We start from the raw sequence: 25116 nt of genomic DNA, 5'->3' as shown, positions 1-25116 counted from the left end.
CGCCCCTACCCGTCCCATCCCTGGGGGCTGCGCCCCCAGACCCCCGCTATCGGCCTAGCGGCCTCGTCCTCAAACGCCGGACGGGCTGAAAAGCAGCCCGTCCGGCGTTTGAGGAGCGGGGGCGGCGGGGGCGAGAAACGCCCAAGCCCCGCCCACCGGCAAGGTGGACGGGGCCCGAGAGCGAAAGGCCGGCGGAGCTACTCCGCCAGGACCTCCTCCGAGTCCAGGGTGACGCCCACGGCCTGGACGACCGCCGCGATCTTGAAGGCCTCCTGGATCGTCTCCCGTTCGATGCCCGCCCTGCGGAGCACCCGCTCGTGGGAGTCGAGACACTGCCCGCACGCATTGATCGCGGAGACGGCGAGCGACCACAGTTCGAAGTCGACCTTCTCCACACCCGGATCGCCGATCACGTTCATACGCAGACCGGCCCGCAGTTTCCCGTACTCCGGGTCGGAGAGCAGATGCCGCGTGCGGTGGAAGACGTTGTTCACCGCCATGACGGCGGCGGCGGACTTGGCCGCCGTGTACGCCTCGGGAGAGAGCTTGGCGTTGGCCTCCTCCTCCAGCTCTCGCAGCACACGAGGAGACCGCGAGGCGATGGCGCAGGCGAGCACCGTGCCCCACAACTGCTGCTGCGGAAGCTCGGAGTTGCCGATCACCGAACCGAGGTTCAGCCGAAGGTCCTTGGCGTAGTCCGGAATCGCGGACTTCAGCGCGTCGAGCGACATGGATCACTCACCGGCCAGTTCGAAGGCGGGCGGATGGTCACCTGCGGTGAGCATGGGGCTCCTCCTGGGCGACGGAAAAGGTCGCTTTGCGGCCTTACGTGCGGCTTGGATGTCGCCAAGAGTGCCATGGAGTAACTGATCGGTGAAAGTGACCAGGTCGGGGCCAGCGATTCGATTCAGCTATCAGTGGTAGGTGGTGGTCTCGGTGTGCAGCGTTGGGGGCGTTGCCGGTACGGGTGTTGTGACCCGTACCGACAAGGGGGTGGTTCCCTGGGGTGGGTTGTGGGGAGGCTGCGGGCCCGTTGGGCTACTCCGTACGCAGGCCGTCCGGGCGCATCATTCGCAGCAGTGGCGGCACGCTGAGTGCCGTCACCGCGAGCACGACCGCCGTGCCGATGCCTGTCATCGCCAGTACGCTCGGCCAGTCCACGGTCACCGCGGTGTCCGTCATCTTCAGCAGGACCGCTCCCAGGGTGAGGCCCACCGCCGAGGCGAGCGCCAGGCCGAGGGCGACCGGGATCGCGGTCTGCCACAGCACCGACAGGCTCAGCGTGCGGCGCCGGGTGCCGAAGGCGACCAGGACCGACAGGAGCTTCTTGCGTTCGCGCAGCTGCTCCAGCTGCGAGACCAGCAGGCTCACCCCGATCAGCGCGAGGACACAGGCCGCGCCGACGAACAGACCGGTGCGGATGGAGTCGAAGCGCTGGGACCGCTCACTCGCCGTGTACGTCATGGGGTTCGTGAGCGGATCGATCCTCGCCGCGGCGTTGCGTACGAGCTCGTGTACGTCCGGGACCGACATGTCGAGCCTGAGGTAGATCTGCCCGCTGACGGCCGGGGCCGCCGCGGCGGGCAGCGCGCTCGGGGTGAACAGGACACCGCCCCGCTCCCAACCCGTCGGGTCCTTGCGCGAGCCGGCCTTCTTGGTGCCCCGCGGCACGGTCCAGGCGACCTCCTTGCCCGGGGTGGAGTCGGTGTAGGAGGGGTCGATGTAGAGCTTCCGGCCGGGCGCGGCGAGCCTCGGGGTGTCCGCGTCGTACTCGGCGCCGTGTACGACGAACACGTCCCCCTCGCGGCACGAGGGCAGCCTGGCCACTTCGCGCAGGGAGGCGCAGTCGCCGACGGTCAGCCCTATCGACGTGTCGGGGTCCTTGCTGCGCTCGCTCAGCGAAGAGTCGGACAGCGCGATGGCGCCGCGCACACCGCGGGTCCCCGCGAGCTCCTGACGGGCGTCGGCGAGGGAGACGGTCTTCGGCACGGACAGCTGCATCTGAGCGCGCGAGAGGTCCTTGCCGGTGGACTTCGTGTAGTCGCTCTGGATACCGGAGAACAGCATCTGCAGGGCGATCGCGCCGGCCACCGCCACCGCGATGCCGTTGACCATGCGGGCGGCGGTGCCGCTGCTCAACTGAAGCCTGCGGACGGCCAGTTGCCAGGAGACCGAGCCCGAGTTCAGCCGGGCCACGACGGCCTCCACGATCCACGGGAGCAGCGCGGTGATGCCGACGAGGAGCAGGATGACGCCACCGGTCACCATGTACTCGTTGAATTCGCCGTTACCGCGGCCCTTGCCGATCATCGGGGCGAGCAGCGCGAGACCGCCCAGGGGCAGCAGCAGCCGCCACCACAGCCGACGCCGCGGGGGCCTGGCCGTGCGCACCACGCCGAGCGGCTCGATGACCACACCGCGCAGGGCGAGCAGCGTCACCGCGACCGCGGCCGCCGGGACCGCGACGGCGATCAGGACGGCGAGTACGGGCGTCGGATTGAGGTCGCCCGGGAAGACGCTGACGTCGAACAGCTCGGCGGTGCCCGCGACCTGACGGCCGATCAGGAAGAAGACCGTACCGAATGCGAGCCCGAGCACCGCCCCGGCGAGCGCCTCGCCCGCGGCGATCCGCCGGGTCATCCGGCTGTCGGCGCCGACCAGCCGCAGCGCGGCGAGCCTGCGGTCACGCCGCTCGCCGCCGAAGCGTACGGCCGCGGCGATGAAGACGCCGACCGGCATCAGCAGCACCACGAAGATCGTAAGGACGAGCAGCAACAGGACGGGGTCCATCCGTTCCGAGGGCGCCTCCTTCGCGTGGAAGGTGTCGATACGTCCGACACTGGCGCCGTCGATGTGCTGGGCCAGCTCCTCGCCGCCCGCGTAGAAGGCGAGTTCGGCCGGGCCTTTGAGGCCCGGATCACCGATGGTGTCGGTGATCCGGTACGGCAGCCGCTCGCGCAGCAGTTTGGCGTCCTTGGACTCCAGCAGTTCCTTGAGCGCGGGGGACACGACCATCTCGCCCGGCGCGGGGAACTTCTGCACGCCCGGCGGCAGCGGTGCCCGCATGCCCTCGGGCTCCAGCTCACGGCCGCGGACGTCCAGGCCGCGGAACTCGGTGTCGACGTTCGCGACGAGCACGGTGTTGTCGGCCTTGGGCGTCTCGACCGAGCTGTACACGAGGTCCATGCGGGCGTACTCGCGGTCGGACCGCGCCTGCAGCGCGTTCGGGATCGCGGTGGTGAGCAGCAGCAGCGCCACCCCGAGACCTACGCCCACGCCCGTGAGGAGGACGCGCACCCAGCTCTCACGGCCGCCGGTGAACGCGAACTTGGCGCCCATGGCCAGGTCTCTCGACCACTGTCGGAATTTAGGGGCGGCGCGAAGCGTCTCGGGTAGGGCGGTGGTGGGTGACGGGCGGGCGCTCATACGACGCGCTCCATGTCCCGGGACTTGCCGTCCCGTACGACGATCTCGCGGTCCGAGTACGCGGCCACGCGGGCCTCGTGCGTGACGAGGACGACCGCGGCGTTGGCGGACCGGGCGGCGTCCGTGAGCAGTTCCATCACGCGCTCGCCGTTGAGCGAGTCGAGCGCTCCGGTGGGCTCGTCGGCGAAGAGCACACGCGGGCTGGTGACCAGCGCGCGGGCGACGGCGACGCGCTGGCCCTGGCCGCCGGAGACCTCGCCGGGCCGCTTGGCCTTCACGTCGTCGACCTCGAGCCGCTCCATCCACGACAGGGCGGTGCGCTCGGCCTCCTTGCGGGAGGTGCCGTTCAGCCGCAGCGGCAGCGCCACGTTCTCGACGCAGCTCAGCTCCGGGACGAGCTGGCCGAACTGGAAGACGAAGCCGAACTCCGAGCGGCGCAGGGCGCTGCGCTGGGAGTCGTTCATCGTCGCCATCTCCTGGCCGTTGTACGTGATCGAGCCGGAGTCGGGCGGCACGATGCCGGCGAGGCAGTGCAGGAGCGTCGACTTGCCGGAGCCCGAGGGGCCCATCACGGCGACGACCTCGCCCGGGTGGATGGAGAACTCGGCGCCGTCGAGGGCGTTGGTGGGGCCGTACGCCTTGCGCAGGTCGTGGGCCGCGAGCAGGGAGCCTGCGGGGGTCATCGGGTCACCGCCTCTGCGAGCTTGCCGAGGCGCGCGGCGGTGAGTTCCAGCCAGCGCAGGTCGGCTTCGAGATGGAAGAGGGCGTGGTCGCAGATCAGTTGGTCGGCGAGATCGCCCTTGCGCTTGCGGTCGGTGAGGATCCGCATCATGCGCAGGTGCTCGGAGCGCTGCGTGTCGAGGATCTCGGCCGCGTCGCGCTGGGTGAGCAGGGCGAGGACGACCTTGGTGTACAGGGTCGACTGGAGGTACGGCTCGGGCTTCTCCGGTGTCGCGAGCCACCGCTGGACGTCGGTGACGCCCGCCTCGGTGATCGCGTACCGCTTCCGCTCGGGGCCGCCGCCCGCCTCTATCCCGTCGACCTCCACCAGACCGTTCTTCAGCAGCCGGGACATCGTCGAATAGACCTGGCCGTAGTGCAGCGGCCGATCGTGACCGAACTTCTCGTCAAAGGCCCGCTTGAGGTCGTAACCGTGGCGGGGCCCGGACTCCAGGAGCCCTAGGAGCGTGTGACCGATGGACATGCGGGCACTCTACACACGGCGTATACACCGCGTGTATACGCACCGTGGATAGCCGGGCTCAGGGAGTACCGGTCCGCAGGCCAGGGCCGATTGTCACGGTTCTGCTACTGGGATTGCCGCGTGCCCTTTCGGGGGCCGTGCCCCGTTAGGGGCGCGGCCCCCGAAAGGGGCCGTGCCCCGTTAGGGGCGCGGGGCTGTGACATTTGCGGCTCCGCCGCGATGGGGGTCCCCCCGCTCGAGCGAAGCCGAGAGTGGGGGAGCGACCAGCCCCCACGACCCGCAGTCGAATGAGGCGCCGTGCCTACTCCTCGGCCTCGCCGGAAAGCGGAGGCCGCCCCCGCCGCGGGATCGGCCCGGCCCCGCCGGGCAGCCGACCCGCCTCCGCGAGAGCGCGCCGCAGGAGAAACTCGATCTGCGCGTTGGCCGAGCGCAGCTCGTCCCCGGCCCACCGCGCGAGCGCCTCGTACACGAGTGGATCCAGCCGCAGCAGCACCTGCTTGCGCTGCTGCTGCGGCCGCCGCTGGGGGGAAGCCCCCTCTGGAGACGAGGTCACTGGTAGAGGGAACCCGTGTTGAGGACGGGCTGGGGCGCCCGGTCGCCGCACAGGACCACCATCAGGTTCGACACCATCGCAGCCTTCCGCTCGGAGTCCAGCTCGACGATGTCCCGCTCGGTGATCCGGGCGAGCGCGGCCTCGACCATGCCGACCGCACCGTCCACGATCTGCCGCCGCGCGGCGACGACCGCACCGGCCTGCTGCCGCTGGAGCATCGCCGAGGCGATCTCGGGAGCGTACGCGAGATGCGTGAAGCGGGACTCGATGATCTGGACGCCCGCGGCCTCCACGCGCGCGTGCAGTTCGACGGCGAGCTTCTCGGTGATCTCCTCCGCGTTGCCCCGCAGTGACAGGCCCTCCTCGTCATGGGCGTCGTACGGGTACTCGATCGCGATGTGCCGCACGGCCGCCTCGGTCTGCGTGGCGACGAACTCCAGGAAGTCGTCCACCTCGAAGGTCGCCTGCGCGGTGTCCTCCACCCGCCACACCACGACCGCGGCGAGCTCGATCGGGTTGCCGTAGGCGTCGTTGACCTTGAGGACGGCCGTCTCGTGGTTGCGTACCCGCGTGGAGATCTTCGTACGGGACGTGAGCGGGTTCACCCAGCGCAGCCCGTCCTCGCGGATCGTCCCCCGGTAGCGGCCGAAGAGCTGGACGACGCGGGCCTCGCCGGGCGCCACCATGTTCAGGCCGCACATGGCGATGAAGGCCGCGAGGGCGATCAGGATGCCGAGCACGATGAGCGCGGCCTTGCCGCCGGTGGCATCCACCGCCGTGGCGCTGACGATCATTCCGGCGCCCAGCAGCAGTCCGACCAGTCCGAGCAGCAGCGCGAGCCCGCCGCCGATGCTGTGGGCGGTGTACTCCCGTACGCGCGGGGCGGGCATCTCGGGTACGTCGGCGGTGTGTGGAGAGTCGTGCGTGGACATGGGTGATCCCCCGTTTCGTGGCTTCACTGCGCGGCTCCGGGCCGCATAGCTTCGATCTATCTAAGTGCTATCACTTTACCCTGCACAGCAACCTTCCACTCCTCCGGATCGTCGGTTTCATCGGGACAGGTGCTGATTGTCACGTCCGCAAAAGACGGGATCGACCAACCTTTGTCCCCAGGCGCGGTGTTAGTTTGCTGAGCTGACCTGAGCGACGAACCTGTGAGACACGAGAGACGGAAGCGGAGCGGATCGGACCCATGGGACGAGCGGAAGAGAGACGAGCGCGGCAGCGCGGCGGCCACCGCGCCGCGCCGAAGCCCTCGTCCAGAGCCGGCGCCAAGGGTGGTGCCAAGAGCGGCATACGCCGCTTCTTCACCTGGAAGAAGATCCTCGGTACGTTCTTCGGCCTCTGTCTGCTCGGGATGGCCGCCTTCGTCGCGCTGTACCTGGTGATCGACGTTCCCAAGGGCAACGCGGCCGCGGAGAAGCAGAGCAACATCTACAAGTACAGCGACGGCAAGACACTCGCCCGCACCGGCGACGTCAACCGTGAGCTCGTCGACCTGGCCCAGATACCCAAGGGCGTCCGGTGGACCTTCGTCGCCGCCGAGAACAAGTCCTTCTACAAGGACGCCGGCGTCGACCTCAGGGGCACTGCCCGCGGTCTGCTCAACACAGTCTCGGGCAAGGGCAAGCAGGGCGGCTCGACGATCACCCAGCAGTACGTCAAGAACTACTACCTCACCCAGGACCAGACCGTCACGCGCAAGCTGAAGGAACTGGTCATCTCGCTGAAGGTGGACCGCCAGAAGTCCAAGGACGAGATCCTCGCGGGCTACATCAACACCAGCTACTACGGCCGTAACGCGTGGGGCATCCAGGCCGCCGCGCAGGCGTACTACCGCGTCGACGCGGACAAGCTCTCGGTCGCGCAGGGCGCGTATCTCGCCGCGCTGCTGCAGGCGCCGAGCCAGTACGACTGGGCGGTCGCGAGCGACACCAGCAAGCAGTTGGTCACGAACCGCTGGAACTACGTCCTGGACAACATGGTCGACGAAGGCTGGCTGACCGCCGCCAAACGCGACGCCATGAAGTTCCCCGTGCCGGAGGACCCCAAGGGCGCGCCCGGTACGGCGGGTCAGGCCGGTTACCTGGTGGAGGCCGCCAACACCGCGCTGAAGAAGCAGCTCGTCGCCCAGGGCACGGCCGCCGACATGGACGAGGCCGAGACGATGGTCACGGCCGGCGGCTGGACCATCACGCTGAACATCGACAAGAAGAAGCAGACCCAGCTGGAGAAGGCCGTCAAGGCCAAGCTCACCAGCAAGCTCGACGGCAAGAAGCGGGACGTCGACGCCGACGTACAGGCCGGTGCCGTGTCCGTCGATCCGAAGACCGGCAAGGTCCTCGCGATGTACGGCGGCGTGGACTACGTGAAGCACTACACGAACAACGCGACGCGCACCGACTACCAGCCCGCCTCCACCTTCAAGCCACTGATCCTCGCCGCGGCCATCGACCAGAAGGCCGAGACGCAGGACGGCACACCGATCACCGCGGACACCATCTACGACGGCACCAGCAAGCGTCCCGTCGTCGACGACGGGAAGAAGGTCGGCTTCTCACCGCCGAACGAGGACAAGGTCGACTACGGCGACGTCACCGTCCAGACCGCGATGAACAAGTCCATCAACTCCGTCTTCGCGCAGATGGGCGTCGACGTCGGCATGGACCAGGTCATGAAGACCGCGGGCGAGCTCGGCATGGACGTCGAGGGGGACAAGGCGGTGCCCGCCCAGACCCTCGGCACCATGGGCGCGAGCCCGCTGGAGATGGCCGGCGCCTACGCGACCCTCGACAACCACGGCAAGAAGGTCACCCCGGCCCTGGTGAAGTCGGTCGAGCACAAGGACCGCGCGGTCGACATGCCGGACCCGATCGGCGAACAGGTCATCAGCCGCGAGGCCGCCGACACGGTCACCTCGGTGCTGACCGGCGTGGTCGACGACGGTACGGCCAAGACGTCCGTACGGGACAACCCGGCGCGCGACGGGCAGCAGGTCGCGGGCAAGACGGGTACGTCCGACTTCAACAGGTCGGCCTGGTTCACCGGCTACACGCCCGATCTGGTCACCTCGGTCGGCCTGTTCGGCGAGGACGACAAGCCCCCGCACAAGCAGGTCCCCCTGACGGGCGCCACGGGCCTCATCCCGGGCAAGGGCCGCATCAACGGCGGTGGCTACCCCGCCCAGATATGGGCGGCGTACACCTTCGACGCGATGGGCGAGGTCGCCGAGTTCGACCTGGACACCGACCAGGGCGCGGGAGTCGAGCCGACGATCCAGCCGACGCAGACCGAGACGCAGCCGCCCCCCGAGGAGCCCTCGGACGAGCCGACCAGCGAGGAACCGACGACGCAGCCGCCGTCGACCACGCCTCCGGCGGAGACCCCGCCCGAGGAGACCCCGCCGGAGGACGACGAGCCGACGGAACCGACGAACTCTCCGTCACCGCCACCGGACGGCATCGAACTACCGTCGGACCCGGACGATCCACAGGCACAGTGAACCGCGCCCCGTAAGGGGCGCGGGGCTGTGACATTTGCGGTTCCGCCGCGTGGGCGCGACCAGCCACGGTCGGCCCGCAGCCTACGGCCGGCAGTTCCCCAGCGGCGCTCACGGCCGAGCGATCAACTTCCGTTCACGTCATGGGCGATCCGGTCACCGATGGCCTTGTCGATGTTGCGCCAGTACTGGAACGCACGGTCCAGCACCGGCCGCGACACATCGGCCTTCAGATGCCCGCTGACGTTCGACACGAGCCGGTCCCGGGCCGCGTCGTCGAGGACCTGCCGGACCATCGTGCCCGGCTGCCCCCAGTCGTCGTCCTCGCGATGCAGCTTGTACGCCTCGCGCACCATCTCCCCGGCGGTCTGCCAGCCCGCCGGTTCACCGAAGCGCCCGAAGTCCGCCGCAGGCCCACCGTACGAGTTGGGCGCGTACGGCATCGCCGCGTTCGACGGCACATACCGCATCGGGCCGTCCTTGGCGTACGAGTTCACCGCGGCGTGCGGCCGGTTGGGCGGCAGCTGCGCGTAGTTCGGGCCGATCCGGTACCGGTGGGTGTCGGGGTACGAGAACAGCCGGCCGAGCAGCATCTTGTCCGGCGAGGGGCCGGTGCCCGGCACCATGTTGGACGGTTCGAAGGCAGCCTGCTCGATGTGGATGAAATAGTCCTCGGGGTTCTTGTCGAGGGTCATCCGGCCGACGTCGATCAGCGGGTAGTCGCCGTGCGGCCAGACCTTGGTCAGGTCGAACGGGTTGAAGCGGTAGTCCGCCGCGTCCTCGAACGGCATGATCTGGACCTTGAGCGTCCAGCTCGGCGCGTTCCCGGACTCGATCGACTCGTAGAGATCGCGGCGGTGGACGTCCGCGTCCTTGCCGGCCAGCTCATCGGCCTCGGCCTGGGTGAGGAAGTCGATGCCCTGGTCGGTCTTGAAGTGGTACTTCACCCAGAACCGCTCACCGGCGCCGTTGATCCACATATAGGTGTGGGAGCTGTAGCCGTTCATGTGGCGGTACGTCTTCGGGATGCCGCGGTCGCCCATCAGCCACGTCACCATGTGCGCGGACTCGGGCGAGAGGGTCCAGAAGTCCCACTGCATGTCGTTGCTGCGCAGCCCGGTCACCGGGTGCCGCTTCTGCGAGCGGATGAAGTCCTGGAACTTGATCGTGTCGCGGACGAAGAAGATCGGGGTGTTGTTGCACACCAGATCGAAATTGCCCTGCTCGGTGTAGAACTTGAGCGCGAAACCGCGCGGGTCGCGCCAGGTGTCGGGCGAGCCCTGCTCGCCGGCGACGGTGGAGAACCGCGCCAGCATCTCGGTGCGCTTGCCCGGCTGGAACAGGTCGGCCTTGGTGAACTGGCTGACGTCGTTGGTGACTTCGAAGAATCCGTACGCGCCCGAGCCCTTGGCGTGCACCACCCGCTCGGGGACCCGCTCCCGGTTGAACTGGGCCATCTTCTCGATGAGGTAGTGGTCCTGGAGCAGGATCGGGCCGTCGGGGCCGACGGTCAGCGAGTGCTCGTCGCTCTCCACCGGAACGCCGACGTTGTTCGTGGTGTACGGAGCCTTCTGGGGTGCCTGCGTCACGAGCGTCCTCCCGTCATGACGAAGGGTTGGTTCAGGTCGCTTCGCTCACTCCAGCAGTCAACTCCGCCGACGGGATGTCGGCAACATTTGGACGGAGTCCAAATCCGGTTCGATTCCGAGTGGCTGCCGGGGCGTCCCGCCTGGGTACCCCGTCAGCCGTGGTTCAACTCGAACCAGACCACCTTTCCCGTACTGAGCCGGGTCGCGCCCCACCGCCTGGCCAGTTTGTTCACCAGGTAGAGCCCTCGGCCGCCCTCGTCCGTGGCGCGTGCCTGCCGCAGCCGCGGCAGCTGCGGCACGTCGTCGCCGACCTCGCAGCGCAGCACGTCGGTGCGCAGCAGGCGCAGCGAGACGGGCTTCGTCGCATAGCGCACGGCGTTCGTCACGACCTCGCTGACGAGCAGCTCCACGGAGTCCGTGAGCTCCTCCAGATCCCAGCGGGAGAGCGCCTTGCGGGCCAGCCGGCGGGCCCGGCCCGGCGCCGCGTCCTCGGGCTCCAGATGCCACAGGGCGACATCGCTCGGCGCGATTCCGTCGAAGCGGGCGGCGAGCAGCGCGATGTCGTCGTCCCGGTCGCCCGGGCCGAGCATGTCGAGCACCTCGTCGCAGAGCGCTTCGAGCGGCGGCGGATGGTCCGCGCCGGTCAGCTGCGCGGTGGCGGCGAGCTTCTCGCGCAGTTGCTCTATCCCGGTCCACACGTCACGCAGCCGCGACTCGACAAGACCGTCGGTGTAGAGCAGCAGCGTGGCCCCGGCGGGGGCGTCCAGCTCGACCGCCTCGAAGTCCACCCCGCCCACACCGATGGGGGCGCCCGGCGGTACGCGGAGTACCTCGGCGCGGCCGCCCAGGTGGAGCAGGACGGGCGGAGGATGGCCCGCGTTGGCGATGGTGATGCGGTGCGCGACCGGGTCGTAGACGGCGTACAGGCAGGTCGCCATGCGGTCGGTGCCCAGGCGCTGGGCCTGCTCGTCGAGGTGGTGCAGCACCTCCTGCGGCGGCAGGTCGAGCCCGGCGAGGGTCTGCGCGGTGGTGCGCAGCTGGCCCATGATCGCGGCCGACGTCATGGAGTGGCCCATGACGTCACCGACGACGAGTGCGACCCGGCTGCCCGGCAGCGGAATCGCGTCGTACCAGTCGCCGCCGACCCGCGCGGTCTCGGCCGCCGGAAGGTAGCGGGACGCCAGCCGCACGCCCGTGGGACGCGGCAGCGTCTCGGGCAGCATCGTGCGCTGCAGTTCGTCGGCGATGTACGCCTCGCGCCCGTACAACACCGCCTTGTCGATGCCGAGCGCGCTGTGCGTGGCGAGCTGGGCCGCGACCAGCAGATCGTCCGCCTCGAAGGCCGGCCGGTCCGGGCGGCGCAGGAAGAGCGCGGCGCCGATCACGCGGCGGCGGCCGCGCAGCGGGGCGAGGATCGCGCGCTGCCCGCCCGGCACGGTCAGGTCGTCGCCGATCAGCTCGGGCAGCGCGGCACGCGCGGCGGGCGCGTCCGCGAAGACGGGCCGTACGCCGCGCAGTACTTCGTTCAGCGCGCCGCCGGGCCGTACGGTGCACAGCTCGGCGGTGATCCCGACGTCGGGCTCGGGCTGGAGCGCGGGCAGCAGGAAGCCCTCGGTGTCCCGGTCCTCCGGGATCCGGTCCGTCCGCCGCAGCCGCAGCACGACGGGCCCGGTGGGCCGCTCGTCGCCGACCGGCAGCGGGTCGCGCAGATAGACGAGGATCGCGTCCGAGAAGGTCGGCACGGTGGCCCGGCACAGGCCCATCACGATCTCGTCGAGGTCGATGCCGCGGGCGATCCGCCGGGTGGCGGCCCCCACGAAGCGCAGCCGGTCGCCGTCCCGGCGCATCGGCATGGGAGCGCCGGGCGCGAGCCCCTGTCCCGTACGCCGCTCCTTGCCGCCCTGGACGGCGGGCGCCTCGGCACCCGACTGGGCCGGGATGGTCTCCGGCGCGGGCCGCGGGCGGTGCGGATCGGGCTCCGCGGCCGACGGCTGGGAGTGCTCGGAGCCCGAGCCCGCGGGGGCGCCGGTCGGGCCGTGACCGCCGGAGGGCGCGGGCGGGCCCTGGCTGCCGGCCGGGGTCCCGGACGCGGCGGGCGTACCGGTGGCGGCGGCGCGGATGCCGGTGGGCGCGGGCGAGCCTGTCGGAACCTGCGTGCCCGTCGGAACCTGGTCGTCGGGAGCGGGCATGCCGATGATCCCGGGAGAGGCGGGGTCCTCGGCCGGTCGTCCCTGCGCGGGTAAGCCGGTGGCGCTCTGCGCCGGCGGCTCCGGGGTACGCAGGAGCGCCCCGCGGGGGTCCGCGGGGGCGGTGGGCCGGGCAGCGCTTGGCTGGCGGCGCTCGTGGGAGGTGGGGTGCTCCGTCACGCGTGTCGAATCCATCCGTCCGGTGCTGCGCGCCGTGCGTGCAGTTCGTCCCGCAGAAAACCCGATACCCGGAATGCGTGCCCCAGGAACGGAATCCCCGCGTGGTCAGCCAGCCTCTCAGAAGAGAACCCGTCGGACACCGGCGGGAACAGCCCGTCCGTCCGCCGCCGGGCCTTACGACCTGGGGGGAAATGGCCCGCGGGCTCGCGGCGTCCGGCACGCACGCTCGCCGCGTTGGCGAAACGCCCTAATAGCTCCGCTATGAGGATGCTCCGCCGCCTTGCGATCGCACGCACCAGACGCCGCGAGCTGATCCGCGCTCCATTTCCCCCCAGGTCGTTACCGCTGTGGCCCTCGTACCGCTCGCTCACGTCCTGCCGCCCCTCGGTGACGTTCGGTCAAGCCCAGCGCATGTTCCGGGAGTTGCCGCTCCGCGCCCGCCCGCCACCAGACCACCACTCCTCAACGACGGTGCCGCGCACCGACCCTGACTGTTCGTTGCGGAGGACGATCCTACGGTTCTACCACGGGGGCGCATCAAGGGTCTCATGTGGACACGTGCGCGGGCGTACGATCCCAGTCGTCGGGCAGTGAAGGGACGGACCAGGACGGGTCGGGGCGCCAGTGCTGCCAGCCGTCCGAGAACGGCGGGCCCCAGGCGCGGATCACCTCCACCGCGGCCCGCCCCGCCTCCCTTACCCGCGCGGCCAGTTGGCCGTCCACCAGGCCGTCCCGCTGGGCCTGCGCGAACTCGTCCTCGTCGCGCCAGCCCCAAGTCCGGTCGGGGTAGACCGAGATGTCGAGGAAGTGGTCCTCGGAGTCCACTCCGCCAGGCCATCTGGCCAGCGGTTCCTCCAAGTTGACGTACCAGTTCTTGAACTGCCAGCCGGGCTCCCAGAACAGCCACACCGACCACGGCTCGCCGGGCCGCGCCAGCTTCAGCACGCCCGTGCCGAACCAGCGGTCGCGCTGCACGGTCCGCGGCTTGGTGTAGCGGGACTCCAGCGGCTCCACGTGGACGGGCGTGCCGTCGACGAGAACGGGCTTGACGCACTCCGTCCCGGGGGCCATCCACACGGCGAGCAGCTCGTCGTCGTCCCGTACGACGGTCACGGGACGCACGATGTGGAAGCGCTCGCCGGCGTTCTCCCGGTACCGCCACAGGATCTGACTCCCCGGGTTCCAGTACGCCGCCGACCCGCCCGCTTCCACGTGTGTCACCGCTCCGCCCTCTGCCATGAACAGATATTAGGTGCCCATGGCATACGACGCTGCGGCGCGCGTCACGGTTCGCGCGCTGGCCGGATGTCGTTACGGCCGCGTCATCCGCAGGACATCCAAGGCCTCGTCCAGCTGCTCCTGAGTGAGGTCGCCGCGGTCGACGTAACCGGACTCCAGGACGACCTGGCGGATGGTCTTCCGCTCGGCGAGGGCCTTCTTGGCGACCTTCGCGGCCTCCTCGTAGCCGATGTACTTGTTCAGCGGTGTCACGACGGAGGGCGACGACTCGGCGTACTCCCGGGCCCGTTCGCGGTTCGCGGTGATCCCGTCGACGGTCCGGTCGGCGAGCAGCCGTGAGACGTTCGCGAGGAGCCGGATCGACTCCAGGACGTTCTTCGCGATGACCGGAAGCATCACGTTGAGCTCGAAGTTGCCGGAGGCTCCGGCGGTGGCGATCGTGGCGTCGTTCCCGGTCACCTGCGCGGCCACCATCAGGACGGCCTCGGGAATGACCGGATTCACCTTGCCGGGCATGATCGACGAGCCCGGCTGGAGGTCGGGGAGACTGATCTCGGCCAGTCCGGTACGCGGCCCGGAGGCCATCCACCGCAGATCATTGGCGATCTTGGTCAGCCCGACGGCGATGGTCCGCAACTGCCCGCTGGTCTCGACGATCCCGTCCCGCGCACCCTGCGCCTCGAAGTGGTCGCGTGCCTCGGTGAGCGGCAGCCCGGTGCTCCGCGCGACCTCGGCGATCACGGCGGCGGAGAACCCGGGCGGGGTATTGATCCCGGTCCCGACCGCCGTGCCCCCGAGGGGCAGCTCGGCGAGCCGGGGGAGGGAGGCCTGGAGCCGCTCGATCCCGTACCGCACCTGGGCCGCGTATCCGCCGAACTCCTGCCCGAGTGTCACGGGGGTGGCGTCCATGAGATGAGTCCGCCCCGACTTCACGACGTCGGCGAACTCCTCGGACTTGCGGGTGAGCGAGCCGGCGAGGTGTTCCAGAGCGGGAATGAGGTCGCGAGTGACGGCGGCGGTGGCGGCGATGTGGATGGACGAGGGGAAGACGTCGTTGCTGGACTGGGACGCGTTCACATGGTCGTTCGGATGTACGTCCCTGCCGAGCCGTTCCGTCGCCAGCGTGGCGATGACCTCGTTCGTGTTCATGTTGGACGAGGTCCCTGAGCCTGTCTGGAAAACGTCCACCGGGAAGTGCTCGTCCCACTTCCCGTCCGCGACCTCGCCGGCCGCCTCCTGGACGGCCTCCGCGATGTCCTTGTCGAGCACGCCCAGCCGGGCGTTCACCTTGGCGGCGCCGGCCTTGATCCGGGCGAGGGCTTCGATGTGCGCACGCTCGATGTGCTGCCCGGAGATGGGAAAGTTCTCCACGGCACGCTGCGTCTGGGCCCGCCACTTGGCGTCCGCCGGGACGCGGACTTCGCCCATGGAGTCGTGCTCGATGCGGTAGTCGGTCATGAGAGGTACAGCGCCCCCGCCGCCCCTACCCATTCCCGTCCCCTGGGGCTCCGCCCCAGACCCCGTTCTCGGGGGCCGACCTGAATTGCGGGCGGCCGGAGCTGAATCGTGTGAGCGGGGGCTGCTTGGCTGTTGTCGGGTGCGGGTGCGGGTGCGGGTGCGGGTCGGGGTCGGGTGCGGGTCGGGTGTGGCTGGTCGCGCAGTTCCCCGCGCCCCTGACGGGGCGCGCCCGCCTGTCCCGTCCCGGCACCTTCAAGACCGAGCCCGCACCTCTCAGCCCGTCCGGCGTGTGAGGACGAGGCCGTTCAGGCTGTATCCCCACCCACCCCGGTCATCCCACCCACCTACGCCAGCCCAGGCCCACCCAGCCCGTCGAGCGCTTGAGGACAAGGCCATCCAGGCCGTCTTCCCACCCACCCCGGTTTACCCACCCACCCACGTCAGCCCCCGTCCACCCAGCCCGTCCGGCGTGTGAGGGCGAGGCCGTTCAGGCCGATAAAGCGGGGGGCTGGGGGCGGCAGCCCCCAGGGATGGGACGGGTAGGGGCGGCGGGGGCGCAAAACGCCTAGCCCAGCCCAGGCCCCCGCACCGGGATCGACGTGAACGTAGGAGCCGGCGCGGGATCCTTGAAGAAGTCGTTGCCCTTGTCGTCGACCACGACGAACGCCGGGAAGTCCTCTACCTCGATCTTCCAGACGGCCTCCATGCCGAGCTCCTCGTACTCGACGACCTCGACCTTCTTGATGCAGTCCTGGGCGAGCCGGGCGGCAGGCCCGCCGATGGAACCGAGGTAGAACCCGCCGTGGGCGCCACACGCGTCGGTGACCTGCTGCGACCGGTTGCCCTTGGCCAGCATCACCTTGGACCCACCCGCCGCCTGGAACTGCTCCACGTACGAGTCCATACGCCCGGCCGTGGTCGGCCCGAAGGACCCGGACGCGTAACCCTCGGGAGTCTTGGCAGGACCCGCGTAGTACACGGGGTGATCCTTCAGATACTGCGGCATCTCCTCACCCGCATCCAACCGCTCCTTGATCTTGGCGTGCGCGATGTCACGCGCCACGACCAGCGGGCCGGACAGGGACAGCCGGGTCTTGACCGGGTACTTCGTCAGCTCGGCGAGGATGTCGTCCATCGGCTGGTTCAGGTCGATCTTGACACTGTGTCCATTAGCGGCTTCGCCGCGGGCCCCGTCCTGCTCCAGGTGCTCGTCCGTCGTCTCCGGCAGGAACCGCGCCGGATCCGTCTCCAGCTGCTCAAGGAAGACACCCTCCGCGGTGATCTTCGCGACGGCCTGCCGGTCGGCGGAACACGACACGGCGATCGCCACCGGGCAGGACGCCCCATGCCGCGGAAGCCGCACCACCCGCACGTCGTGGCAGAAGTACTTGCCGCCGAACTGCGCACCGATCCCGATCCGCTGCGTCAGCTCGAAGACCTTCTGCTCCAGGTCCTCGTCCCGGAAGCCGTGCCCGAGCTCGGACCCCTCGGCCGGAATCTCGTCCAGGTAGTGCGCGGACGCGTACTTCGCGGTCTTCAGGGCGTACTCCGCGCTCGTACCGCCGACGACGATCGCCAGGTGGTACGGCGGGCAGGCGGCCGTGCCGAGCGAACGGATCTTCTCCTCCAGGAACTTCATCATGGAGGCCTCGTTCAGAACGGCCTTCGTCTCCTGGTACAGGAACGACTTGTTGGCGGACCCGCCGCCCTTGGCCATGAAGAGGAACTTGTAGGCGCCGCCGTCGGTCGCGTACAGCTCGATCTGGGCGGGGAGGTTGGAGCCGGTGTTCTTCTCCTCCCACATGGTCAGCGGGGCCATCTGGGAGTAGCGCAGGTTCAGGTTCTTGTACGCGTCGTAGATGCCGCGCGAGAGGGCCGCCTCGTCGCCGCCCTCCGTGAGCACGTTCTGTCCGCGCTTGCCCATCACGATGGCCGTGCCGGTGTCCTGGCACATGGGGAGGACGCCCGCGGCCGCGATGTTCGCGTTCTTCAGGAGGTCCAGCGCGACGAACTTGTCGTTGTTCGACGCCTCGGGGTCGTCGATGATGCGCCGCAGCTGAGCGAGGTGCGCGGGCCGCAGATAGTGCTGGATGTCGTGGATCGCCTCCGCGGCGAGCTTCCGCAGCGCCTCCGGCTCCACCTTGAGGAACGTGCGCCCGTCGGCCTCGAAGGTGGAGACACCCTCGGAGGTCACCAGCCGGTACGGGGTGGTGTCCTCTCCCTGGGGGAGCAGATCGGTGTACGCGAACTCAGGCATCTCAGCCATTCTTTCTTCGACAGACAGCGGCCGGCCTCCATTGGCGGGCGCCCACCAGCGTAGAACCTGGCTCGGACAGCGAGCTTGTGAGGTAAGGCTCAGTTCGACTTTCGGACGGGGTCGTGGCGGGTTTTCCACAGGCCCCGAGAAGGGGTAGTCGCGATCTATCGCGTTTCGGTACGCTGCTGCCGTGGACCTTCAGAAGCACACCGAACCCGACCTTCGGAAGCACACCGACCTCCGGGCCTCCGACGCCGACCGCGACCGGACCGCGGACATCCTGCGCGAGGCCCTCGCCGAGGGGCGCCTCACTGCGGAGGAGCACGCCGAGCGGGTCGAGGAGGTCTTCCGCGCGAAGACGGTCGGCGAGCTCGAACCGCTCATACAGGACCTGCCGGCCGCCCACCAGCCGCGCCCGGCGGACACATTCGCGCCGGCGCCGAACCGGCCGACACCGGGCACGGTCCCACCGGTCGCCGACGAGAACGTGGTGTCGGTGTTCAGCGCGGCGATACGCAAGGGCCGTTGGCGAGTAGGCCGCCGCACGCACGCGTACGCGATCTTCGGCAGCGTGGAGATAGACCTCAGCGAGGCGGTCTTCGAGCACCGGCAGGTCGTGATCAAGGCGATGTCCGTCTTCGGCAGCGTCGAGATCCGCGTCCCGGAGAACGTGTCGCTGCGCGGCAACGGCGGCGGAGTCCTCGGCAGCTTCGAGGTGGACACGCTGGATTCGGTCGACCGCGACGCACCCGTGGTGTACGTGGACGGGCTGGCCGTCCTGGGCAGCATCGAGGCAAAACCCAAGCGGGGCAAGCTGGTCGAGGACATCCTCGACCGGGTCAACGACCGGGTGCAGGCCTCGTTGCGCAAACACCTCCGGCATTGACGGTCGCGAATTTCCTGGCGTGCGGAGGGCATTGGTCCAGTAGTGACGGTTCAGTGCCGGTCGGGAACACCCGCGCTTCGGAACTCAGTGCATAGGCACGCGCACAGCGGGTAGGCCTTGCTGCATCGTCTCTCGCTCGCGAAGCCGTCGTCAGGAGTAGACCGTGCTGCATCCGCCGCATCAGTCCCTGCAGGTCGCTGCCGTTCCGCCCCAGCCGGTTCCGGTGCGCGAGAGGGACCAGGACGCCCCTTGGCACACGGAGGCCGTGTGCCGCCGCGATGAGGCCGGGCTGTTCTTCGCGCCCTCGAAAGAACCCACCGCGGCCCGGCTGTCCCGGGAGGAAGCGGCGAAGCGGGTCTGCGCACGCTGCCCGGTGATGGTCGAGTGCCGCGAACACGCGCTGGTGCAACCCGAGCCGTACGGAGTCTGGGGCGGCCTCACCGCCGCCGAGCGCCGCGTGGTCCTCGCCCGACGCCGCCGCCGCGACCTGGAACTCAAGAAGGCAACCCGCACCGCAGGCACGATAGCCGCAGCCGGCTGACCGACACGACGATGGGGCGCCCCTCCGCACAGGGGGCGCCCCATCGTCGTACGAGAAGCAGCGGTTCTGTTCCGTTCCGTACGAGAATCCGCAGAGACGTCGCTGGCACCGCGCCAGTCAGGGCGCCCTGTAAGGGGCGCGGGGCTGTGACATTTGCGGCTCCGCCGCGTGGGAGCGACCAGCCACAACGAACCCGCAGCAATGCACGGCCCGCATCAATGGCCCAACCGGCGGAGCTACTTCGCGCGGTCGAAGTCAATCGCGCTGTACGCCCGCAACTTCGACAACCGGTGCTCCGAGTTGATCTGCCGCACCGTCCCCGACTTGGACCGCATCACGATCGAGTCGGTCGTGGCGGTCTCGGCCCGGTAGCGAACCCCCCGCAGCAACTCACCGTCGGTGATCCCGGTCGCGACGAAGAACACGTTCTCGCCGGACACCAGGTCGTCGGTGAACAGGACGCGGTCCAGGTCATGGCCCGCGTCCACGGCACGCTGCCGCTCCTCGTCGTCCTTGGGCCACAACTTGCCCTGGATGGTGCCGCCCAGACACTTCACGGCGCAGGCCGAGATGATGCCCTCGGGCGTGCCGCCGATACCGAGCAGCAGGTCGATGCCGGTGCCCTCGCGCAGCGCCAGGATCGAGCCTGCGACATCGCCGTCGGAGATCAGCTTGATGCGCGCGCCGGTCTCCCGGATCTCCTTGATGATGCCGTCGTGGCGCGGCCGGTCGAGGATGACGACGGTGACGTCCTCGGGCGTGGACCGCTTGGCCTTGGCGACCCGGCGGATGTTCACGGACACCGGGGCGTTGATGTCGACGAAGTCGGCGGCCTCGGGGCCGGTGACCAGCTTGTCCATGTAGAAGACGGCGGACGGGTCGAACATGGTGCCGCGGTCGGCGGCGGCCAGCACGGCGATCGCGTTCGTCATGCCCTTGGCGGTGAGCGTGGTCCCGTCGATCGGGTCGACGGCGATGTCGCACTCGGGACCCGTACCGTCCCCGACCCGCTCTCCGTTGAAGAGCATCGGGGCCTCGTCCTTCTCGCCCTCCCCGATGACGACGACGCCGTTCATCGAGACGGTGGAGACGAGGGTCCGCATGGCGCGCACTGCCGCACCGTCGGCGCCGATCTTGTCGCCGCGGCCGACCCAGCGGCCCGCGGCCATCGCGGCGGCCTCGGTGACCCGGACGAGCTCCAGGGCGAGGTTTCGGTCGGGGGCCTCGGACGGGACCTCGAGTTCGGACGGCAAGTGATGCTCGGTCATCGGAGCGCACCTTTCTGATACGAGACAAAAACTGCGCCCGTAGGGCGTCCTGGAGGGCGGTGGCGGGAGACGGGTGGGCGGCCGGACGAGGGTTCGGGCCGACTCTATCCTCAGTCCGACAAAATGAGCAGGGGGCCCCACGGATGAGCAGACCAGTACACCTGCGACGATGGGGACGTGGCAGGTATGAAAGGCAAGCAGACGGTCCGGGACATGGTGCTCTCCCTGGGCCTGATCGGCATCGTCGCGGGCTTCATCTACGTCTTCATTCCCAAAGACGACTCGGAGCCCCCTCTCAAGCGGGTCGATTACCGCGTGGAGCTCCTCACGGCACGCCGCGCGGCCGCCTATTCGGTGGCGGCGCCCGAGGGCCTGCCCGCGGAGTGGAAGGCGACGTCGGTGCGGTTCCAGGGCGACGACTTCGATTCGTGGCACCTCGGTTTCCACGACCCCGACGGTGACTACGTGGCGATCGAACAGTCCACTCAGAAGCCCGTCACGTTCATCGAGGACGCCAGCCAGGGCGCCGAGGAGACGGACGCCACGCAGCGCATCGGGGAGCGGACCTGGAAGCGGTACGAGGGCACGAAGTACGACGCTCTCGTCCTCCAGGAGAAGGGCTCCACGACGGTGGTGACCGGTACGGCGTCGTTCGGGCAGCTGACGAAGATGGCCGAGGCACTGAAGACGGAGTGAGGCCGGCCGGTGGGGGCGGCGCCGCCCGCCCGCGCTGCCGTACCCGGACAGACCAATGCCCCCGGCATGCATGCCGGGGGCATTGACACGTGTCCGTGGGTCGCGAAGGTCAGACCGTCGTGATGACCTGGTCGGCCTCCAGGCGCGGGGAGCGCGGGAACCAGGCGTCCTCGGCCGGCCTGCCGATGTTGATCACCATCAGCGGGGTGTGGTCGCCGTCCAGGAACTCCTTCTGGACGCCGGCGAAGTCCAAGCCCGTCATCGGTCCGGCGGCGAGACCCGCGGCGCGGATGCCGATGATGAAGTACGCGGCCTGCAGCGCGGCGTTGAGGGAGGCGGCACCCTCACGGGCCGGACGCTCGGCGAAGAAGACGTCCTTGGCCTGCGGGAAGTGCGGGAAGAGGTGCGGAAGTTCCTCGTGGAACTCGTTGTCCGCGGACAGGATCGCGACGAGCGGGGCGGTGGCCGTCTTCGGCTGGTTGCCCTCGGCCATGTGCTTCACGAGGCGCTCGCGGGCCTCGCCGGAACGGACCAGGGTGATGCGGAGCGGGGACTGGTTGAAGGCGGTCGGGCCGTACTTGACCAGGTCGTAGATCGCCTGCACCTGCTCCTCGGTCACCGGCTCGTCGGTGAACGTGTTGGCGGTGCGGGCCTCGCGGAAGAGCAGGTCCTGGGCGGCGGGGTCAAGAACGAGGGACATGGATGAACCTTCTCGGAGATGTGCGTCGGATCCAGAGATGTGCGTCGGATCCAGTGGGGGACCGGCTGACATGTCCGACAGTACGTCGATGAGGTTTAATGTTCAACCAAAACTGGAGCAGAGTGATCCGGTTCACAGGTCAGGGGGTCGGCGAAGCCGCTGTGAGCGGTGGGCACAGGGAGCGGGCCTTCGGTGACCGCGGCGGCTGTGAACAAGGGGATCGCGGGCTTTTTTTGGGGGGCGCCTGCGAACCAGCAGGTCTCGGGCTAGCCGGAGTCCTACTCCGAGTCGTCGTCCTCCGCCGCCGCCCCCTCCGCAGCCTCCTCGGCCAGCGCCGCGTCGAGGCGCGCGCGGGCCCCGTCCAGCCAGCGCCGGCACACCTTCGCCAACTCCTCGCCCCGCTCCCACAGGGCGAGCGACTCCTCGAGTGTCGTACCGCCCGCCTCCAGGCGTCGTACGACCTCGATGAGCTCGTCCCGCGCCTGCTCGTACCCGAGCGCCTCGTCCGTCTTGCTGGTCATGCGCCCACCCTAAGCATCGACTCGTACCGTGAACTCACCCTCGGCGACCCGCGCCCGCAGGGGTTCGTCCGCCGTCACCTCGTCCGGGTTCCGGACCGCGTGGCCGTCGGACTTCTGCAGCACCGCGTAGCCCCGCTTGAGGGTCGCGGCGGGGGAGAGGGCCACCACGCGCGCGTGGGTGTGCGTCAGCTCCGAGTCGGCGCGGTCGAGGAGGTGGCCGAGCGTGCGCCGGCCACGGTCGAGGAGCGCTGCGACATGGTCCGCCCGCTCGTCGACCATCCGGTGCGGATCCTCTATCGACGGGCGGGCCAGCGCATGGGCGAGCCCCCGCTCCTCCCTCTCGATGAAGGACTGGACGCAGCGGCGGGCGCGGTCCCGCAGGAACTGGACGCGCTCATACTCCTCGCCGACGTCCGGTACGACCTTCTTCGCGGCGTCGGTGGGGGTGGAGGCGCGCAGGTCGGCCACGTAGTCCAGCAGTGGGTTGTCGGGCTCGTGGCCGATGGCCGACACGACGGGCGTACGGCAGGACGCGACCGCCCGTACGAGCTGCTCGTCCGAGAACGGGAGCAGGTCCTCCACACTGCCGCCGCCGCGCGCCACGACGATCACGTCGACCTCGTCGAGCGCGTCCAGGTCCTTCACGGCCTGGACGACCTGGGGGACCGCGTGGACGCCCTGCACGGCGACGTTGCGCACCTCGAAGCGGACGGCGGGCCAGCGGTGGCGTGCGTTCTCGAGCACGTCCCGCTCGGCGGCGGAGGCGCGGCCGCAGACGAGCCCGATGAGCTGGGGCAGGAAGGGGAGCGGCTTCTTGCGCTCGGGCGCGAACAGCCCTTCGGCGGCCAGGGACTTCTTCAACTGCTCGAGCCGGGCCAGCAGTTCACCGACCCCGACGGGCTTTATCTCGGCGGCCCGGAGCGACAGCTGCCCGCGCGGCGCGTACCACTCGGGTTTCGCGTGTACGACGACACGGGCGCCCTCGCTCACCACGTCGGCGACCGCGTCGAACACCTGCCGGTAGCAGGTCACGCTCACGGAGATGTCGTACGACGGGTCGCGCAGCGTCAGAAAGACGACACCCGCGCCCGGGCGCCGCGACAACTGGGTGATCTGCCCCTCGACCCACACCGCGCCGAGCCGGTCGATCCACCCCCCGATGAGCCGCGACACCTCACCGACGGGCAGCGGGGCGTCCGCGGACGTGTTGAGAGCCATGCTGCGAGCGTAGCCGCCGGCTCGGACAATGCCGCCGAGGGTTGTGGTGGGTTCGGGGAGTTGGCGGCTGCGGGTGGTCGGTGGCTGGTCGCGCAGTTCCCCGCGCCCTGCTTTCAGCCCGTCCGGCGTTTGAGGACGAGGCCGTTCAGGCCGATGAAGCGGGGGTGTGGGGGCGCAGCCCCCAGGGATGGGACGGGTAGGGGCGGCGGGGGCGAAAACCAAGTGGGTCAGCCCTCCCCAGCCGTCCGCCCCCGCTGCGCCAGCAGCACCGCAACCCCCACCGCGAACCAGATCGTGCCCACGACCTGCGCCGTCCCCGACGCCTCGACGATCACGGCGAGGGTGATCGCGGCGCCGACGACCGGGATCAGGATGTGACGCCACCAGACCACCGCCCCACCCCGGCGCCGGACGGCGAACCACCCGACCACGCTCGCGTGCAGCAGCGTGAACGCGGTCAGCGCCCCGATGTCGACCACCGACACCAGGTGGTCCATCCCGTCGTCCCGCCGCGCGGCCCACACCGCGGCGACCAGAGTGATGACGGCCGCGCAGAGCAGAGCGACCCGCGGCACCCCGGAGTCCGTCCTCGACAGAGCCCGCGGCAGCCGCCGGTCCCGGGACATCGCGAACAGCAGCCGCCCCGCGGCAGCCTGCCCGGCCAGCGCGGCGAACGCCGCCCCGATCGCCTTGCTCACCGCCACAAGATCGTGCAGCCACGTACCGACGGAGGTGTCCACGGCGTCGTAGAAGGCCGACCCCTGCTTGGCCGGCTCGGCGGCGAGCTGCGCGGACGACATCGGTTCGAGAAGGGCGATGAGATACGTCTGCGCGATGAACAGCACACCGGCGAGGGCCAGACAGAACAGCACCGCCCTGGCCACCCTCTCCGAACTGCCGGTCACCTCCTCGGCGAAGGAGGCGATGGCGTCGAAGCCGAGGTAGGAGAGCACAGCGATCGACACCGCGCCGACGACCGCCGACAGCGCGAACGCCCCCTGAGAGCCGTCACCCGAAAGCGGCGACAGCCAGCCACGCTCCGCCCCGTCGCGCGCGAGGACGACGACCGCCGACACGATGAAGACAAGGAGGACCACGATTTCCATCGCGAGCACCAGGAAACCGACGCGCGCGGCGGCCCGTACGCCCCACAGGTTCAGCAGCGTCGTGATGACGACGGCGAGCGCGGTCCACACCCACCGCGAGACCTCCGGGACCAGGGAGTTCATCGCGATCCCGGAGAAGAGGTACGCCACCGCGGGGATGAGGAGGTAGTCCAGCATCGCCATCCACCCGGCGATGAACCCCGCCTCTTTTCCGAGCCCCACGCGCGCGTAGGCGAACACCGAGCCGGCCTGGGGGACCACACGCACCATCTGGGCGTAGCTGAAGGCGGTGAACGCCATCGCGACCGTGGCGACGACGTAGACCAGCGCGACCGCCCCGTGCGACTTGGCGTCCAGGGTCCCGAAGACTCCGACCGGCGCCATGGGGGCGATGAACAGCAGCCCGTAGACGACCAGGTCGCGGAATCCGAGGCTGCGCCGCAGCCCCTGTTCCTCGTCGGCCGCGCGGGCCGAGGTCTCCGTGCCGGACATTCATGCCTCCCGAGAGTCGCGTCTGGCCCCACCCCTCCCAGCTCCCCAGCTCTCCGTCAGTGTCCCCAAGGCGGCGATCTCTGACCCGCCGGGCGCG

At 69.7% G+C, this 25116-nt stretch carries 20 protein-coding genes; 4 read left to right on the top strand and 16 right to left on the bottom strand.

Features of this window, described 5'->3' with window-relative positions; genetic code table 11:
• Positions 1-197: 197 nt before the first annotated feature.
• The 6 genes from GAS53_RS21760 to GAS53_RS21735 all read right to left on the bottom strand — a co-directional run bounded on the left by GAS53_RS21760 (position 198) and on the right by GAS53_RS21735 (position 6115).
• A complete protein-coding gene (locus GAS53_RS21760; RefSeq protein WP_151479337.1) occupies positions 198-731 on the bottom strand; it encodes an alkyl hydroperoxide reductase in 534 nt (177 codons plus the stop codon).
• Positions 732-1038: 307 nt separating this feature from the next.
• On the bottom strand, positions 1039-3339 hold the full coding sequence (locus GAS53_RS21755) for an ABC transporter permease (RefSeq protein WP_151479421.1): 2301 nt from the start codon (positions 3337-3339) through the stop codon (positions 1039-1041).
• A gap of 83 nt (positions 3340-3422) precedes the next feature.
• A complete protein-coding gene (locus tag GAS53_RS21750; protein ID WP_151479336.1) occupies positions 3423-4109 on the bottom strand; it encodes an ABC transporter ATP-binding protein in 687 nt (228 codons plus the stop codon).
• Positions 4106-4630 (bottom strand): PadR family transcriptional regulator, encoded by a 525-nt coding sequence (locus GAS53_RS21745; RefSeq protein ID WP_151479335.1) that lies wholly within the window; start codon positions 4628-4630, stop codon positions 4106-4108. The genes GAS53_RS21750 and GAS53_RS21745 overlap by 4 nt, the downstream gene beginning before the upstream one ends.
• 301 nt (positions 4631-4931) lie before the next feature.
• Complete coding sequence (locus GAS53_RS21740; RefSeq protein ID WP_151479334.1) at positions 4932-5183, bottom strand: hypothetical protein; 252 nt, start codon at positions 5181-5183, stop codon at positions 4932-4934.
• Positions 5180-6115 carry an SPFH domain-containing protein gene (locus tag GAS53_RS21735; protein ID WP_151479333.1) on the bottom strand — a complete coding sequence of 312 codons (936 nt, stop codon included), beginning with the start codon at positions 6113-6115 and terminating at the stop codon, positions 5180-5182. The genes GAS53_RS21740 and GAS53_RS21735 overlap by 4 nt, the downstream gene beginning before the upstream one ends.
• Positions 6116-6375: 260 nt before the next feature.
• Here GAS53_RS21735 and GAS53_RS21730 point away from each other — a divergent pair, with 260 nt between their 5' ends.
• Positions 6376-8685, top strand: a complete 2310-nt coding sequence (locus GAS53_RS21730; protein WP_151479332.1) for a transglycosylase domain-containing protein — start codon at positions 6376-6378, stop codon at positions 8683-8685.
• Positions 8686-8807: 122 nt separating this feature from the next.
• Here GAS53_RS21730 and GAS53_RS21725 read toward each other — a convergent pair whose 3' ends face one another.
• The 5 genes from GAS53_RS21725 to GAS53_RS21700 form a co-directional block, all read right to left on the bottom strand.
• A complete protein-coding gene (locus tag GAS53_RS21725) occupies positions 8808-10271 on the bottom strand; it encodes a catalase (protein WP_151479331.1) in 1464 nt (487 codons plus the stop codon).
• A gap of 152 nt (positions 10272-10423) precedes the next feature.
• Positions 10424-12637, bottom strand: a complete 2214-nt coding sequence (locus GAS53_RS21720; protein WP_151479330.1) for an ATP-binding SpoIIE family protein phosphatase — start codon at positions 12635-12637, stop codon at positions 10424-10426.
• 546 nt (positions 12638-13183) lie between these two features.
• A complete protein-coding gene (fomD, locus tag GAS53_RS21710) occupies positions 13184-13876 on the bottom strand; it encodes a cytidylyl-2-hydroxypropylphosphonate hydrolase (RefSeq protein WP_192583219.1) in 693 nt (230 codons plus the stop codon).
• Positions 13877-13948: 72 nt separating this feature from the next.
• Entirely contained in the window at positions 13949-15334 is a 1386-nt protein-coding gene (locus GAS53_RS21705) for a class II fumarate hydratase (protein ID WP_151479328.1), read from the bottom strand.
• A gap of 565 nt (positions 15335-15899) precedes the next feature.
• Positions 15900-17591, bottom strand: a complete 1692-nt coding sequence (locus GAS53_RS21700; protein ID WP_192583218.1) for a fumarate hydratase — start codon at positions 17589-17591, stop codon at positions 15900-15902.
• Between the two features lie 190 nt (positions 17592-17781).
• Between GAS53_RS21700 and GAS53_RS21695 the strand changes: the two genes are divergently transcribed.
• Both GAS53_RS21695 and GAS53_RS21690 read left to right on the top strand, forming a co-directional pair.
• Positions 17782-18477, top strand: a complete 696-nt coding sequence (locus tag GAS53_RS21695; protein WP_151479326.1) for a DUF1707 SHOCT-like domain-containing protein — start codon at positions 17782-17784, stop codon at positions 18475-18477.
• A gap of 163 nt (positions 18478-18640) precedes the next feature.
• The gene (locus tag GAS53_RS21690; protein WP_151479325.1) at positions 18641-19018 is read left to right on the top strand and encodes a WhiB family transcriptional regulator; all 378 of its coding nucleotides are present in this window, start codon (positions 18641-18643) and stop codon (positions 19016-19018) included.
• A gap of 236 nt (positions 19019-19254) precedes the next feature.
• Here GAS53_RS21690 and glpX read toward each other — a convergent pair whose 3' ends face one another.
• Positions 19255-20286: a class II fructose-bisphosphatase gene (glpX, locus tag GAS53_RS21680; protein ID WP_151479323.1), complete on the bottom strand. Its 1032-nt coding sequence runs from the start codon at positions 20284-20286 to the stop codon at positions 19255-19257.
• 177 nt (positions 20287-20463) lie between these two features.
• On the opposite strand from glpX, the gene GAS53_RS21675 reads away from it, so the two are divergent.
• Positions 20464-20982 (top strand): DUF4245 domain-containing protein, encoded by a 519-nt coding sequence (locus GAS53_RS21675; RefSeq protein ID WP_151479322.1) that lies wholly within the window; start codon positions 20464-20466, stop codon positions 20980-20982.
• A 109-nt stretch (positions 20983-21091) separates the two neighbouring features.
• On the opposite strand, the gene GAS53_RS21670 is transcribed toward GAS53_RS21675, so the two are convergent.
• From GAS53_RS21670 to GAS53_RS21655, 4 genes are all read right to left on the bottom strand, one after another.
• Positions 21092-21682, bottom strand: coding sequence for a malonic semialdehyde reductase (locus GAS53_RS21670; protein WP_151479321.1), 591 nt, complete (start codon positions 21680-21682; stop codon positions 21092-21094).
• Between the two features lie 278 nt (positions 21683-21960).
• On the bottom strand, positions 21961-22203 hold the full coding sequence (locus GAS53_RS21665) for an exodeoxyribonuclease VII small subunit (protein ID WP_151479320.1): 243 nt from the start codon (positions 22201-22203) through the stop codon (positions 21961-21963).
• A 9-nt stretch (positions 22204-22212) separates the two neighbouring features.
• The gene (gene xseA, locus GAS53_RS21660) at positions 22213-23421 is read right to left on the bottom strand and encodes an exodeoxyribonuclease VII large subunit (RefSeq protein WP_151479319.1); all 1209 of its coding nucleotides are present in this window, start codon (positions 23419-23421) and stop codon (positions 22213-22215) included.
• 227 nt (positions 23422-23648) lie between these two features.
• Positions 23649-25019, bottom strand: coding sequence for an APC family permease (locus tag GAS53_RS21655; protein ID WP_151479318.1), 1371 nt, complete (start codon positions 25017-25019; stop codon positions 23649-23651).
• Between the last annotated feature and the right edge of the window lie 97 nt (positions 25020-25116).

Origin of the sequence: Streptomyces albicerus, assembly GCF_008905045.1 — a bacterium.
Taxonomy (GTDB): Bacteria; Actinomycetota; Actinomycetes; order Streptomycetales; family Streptomycetaceae; genus Streptomyces; species Streptomyces albicerus.
The sequence above is the reverse complement of the archived record's forward strand: the minus strand, read 5'-3'. Positions and strand labels throughout refer to the sequence as shown.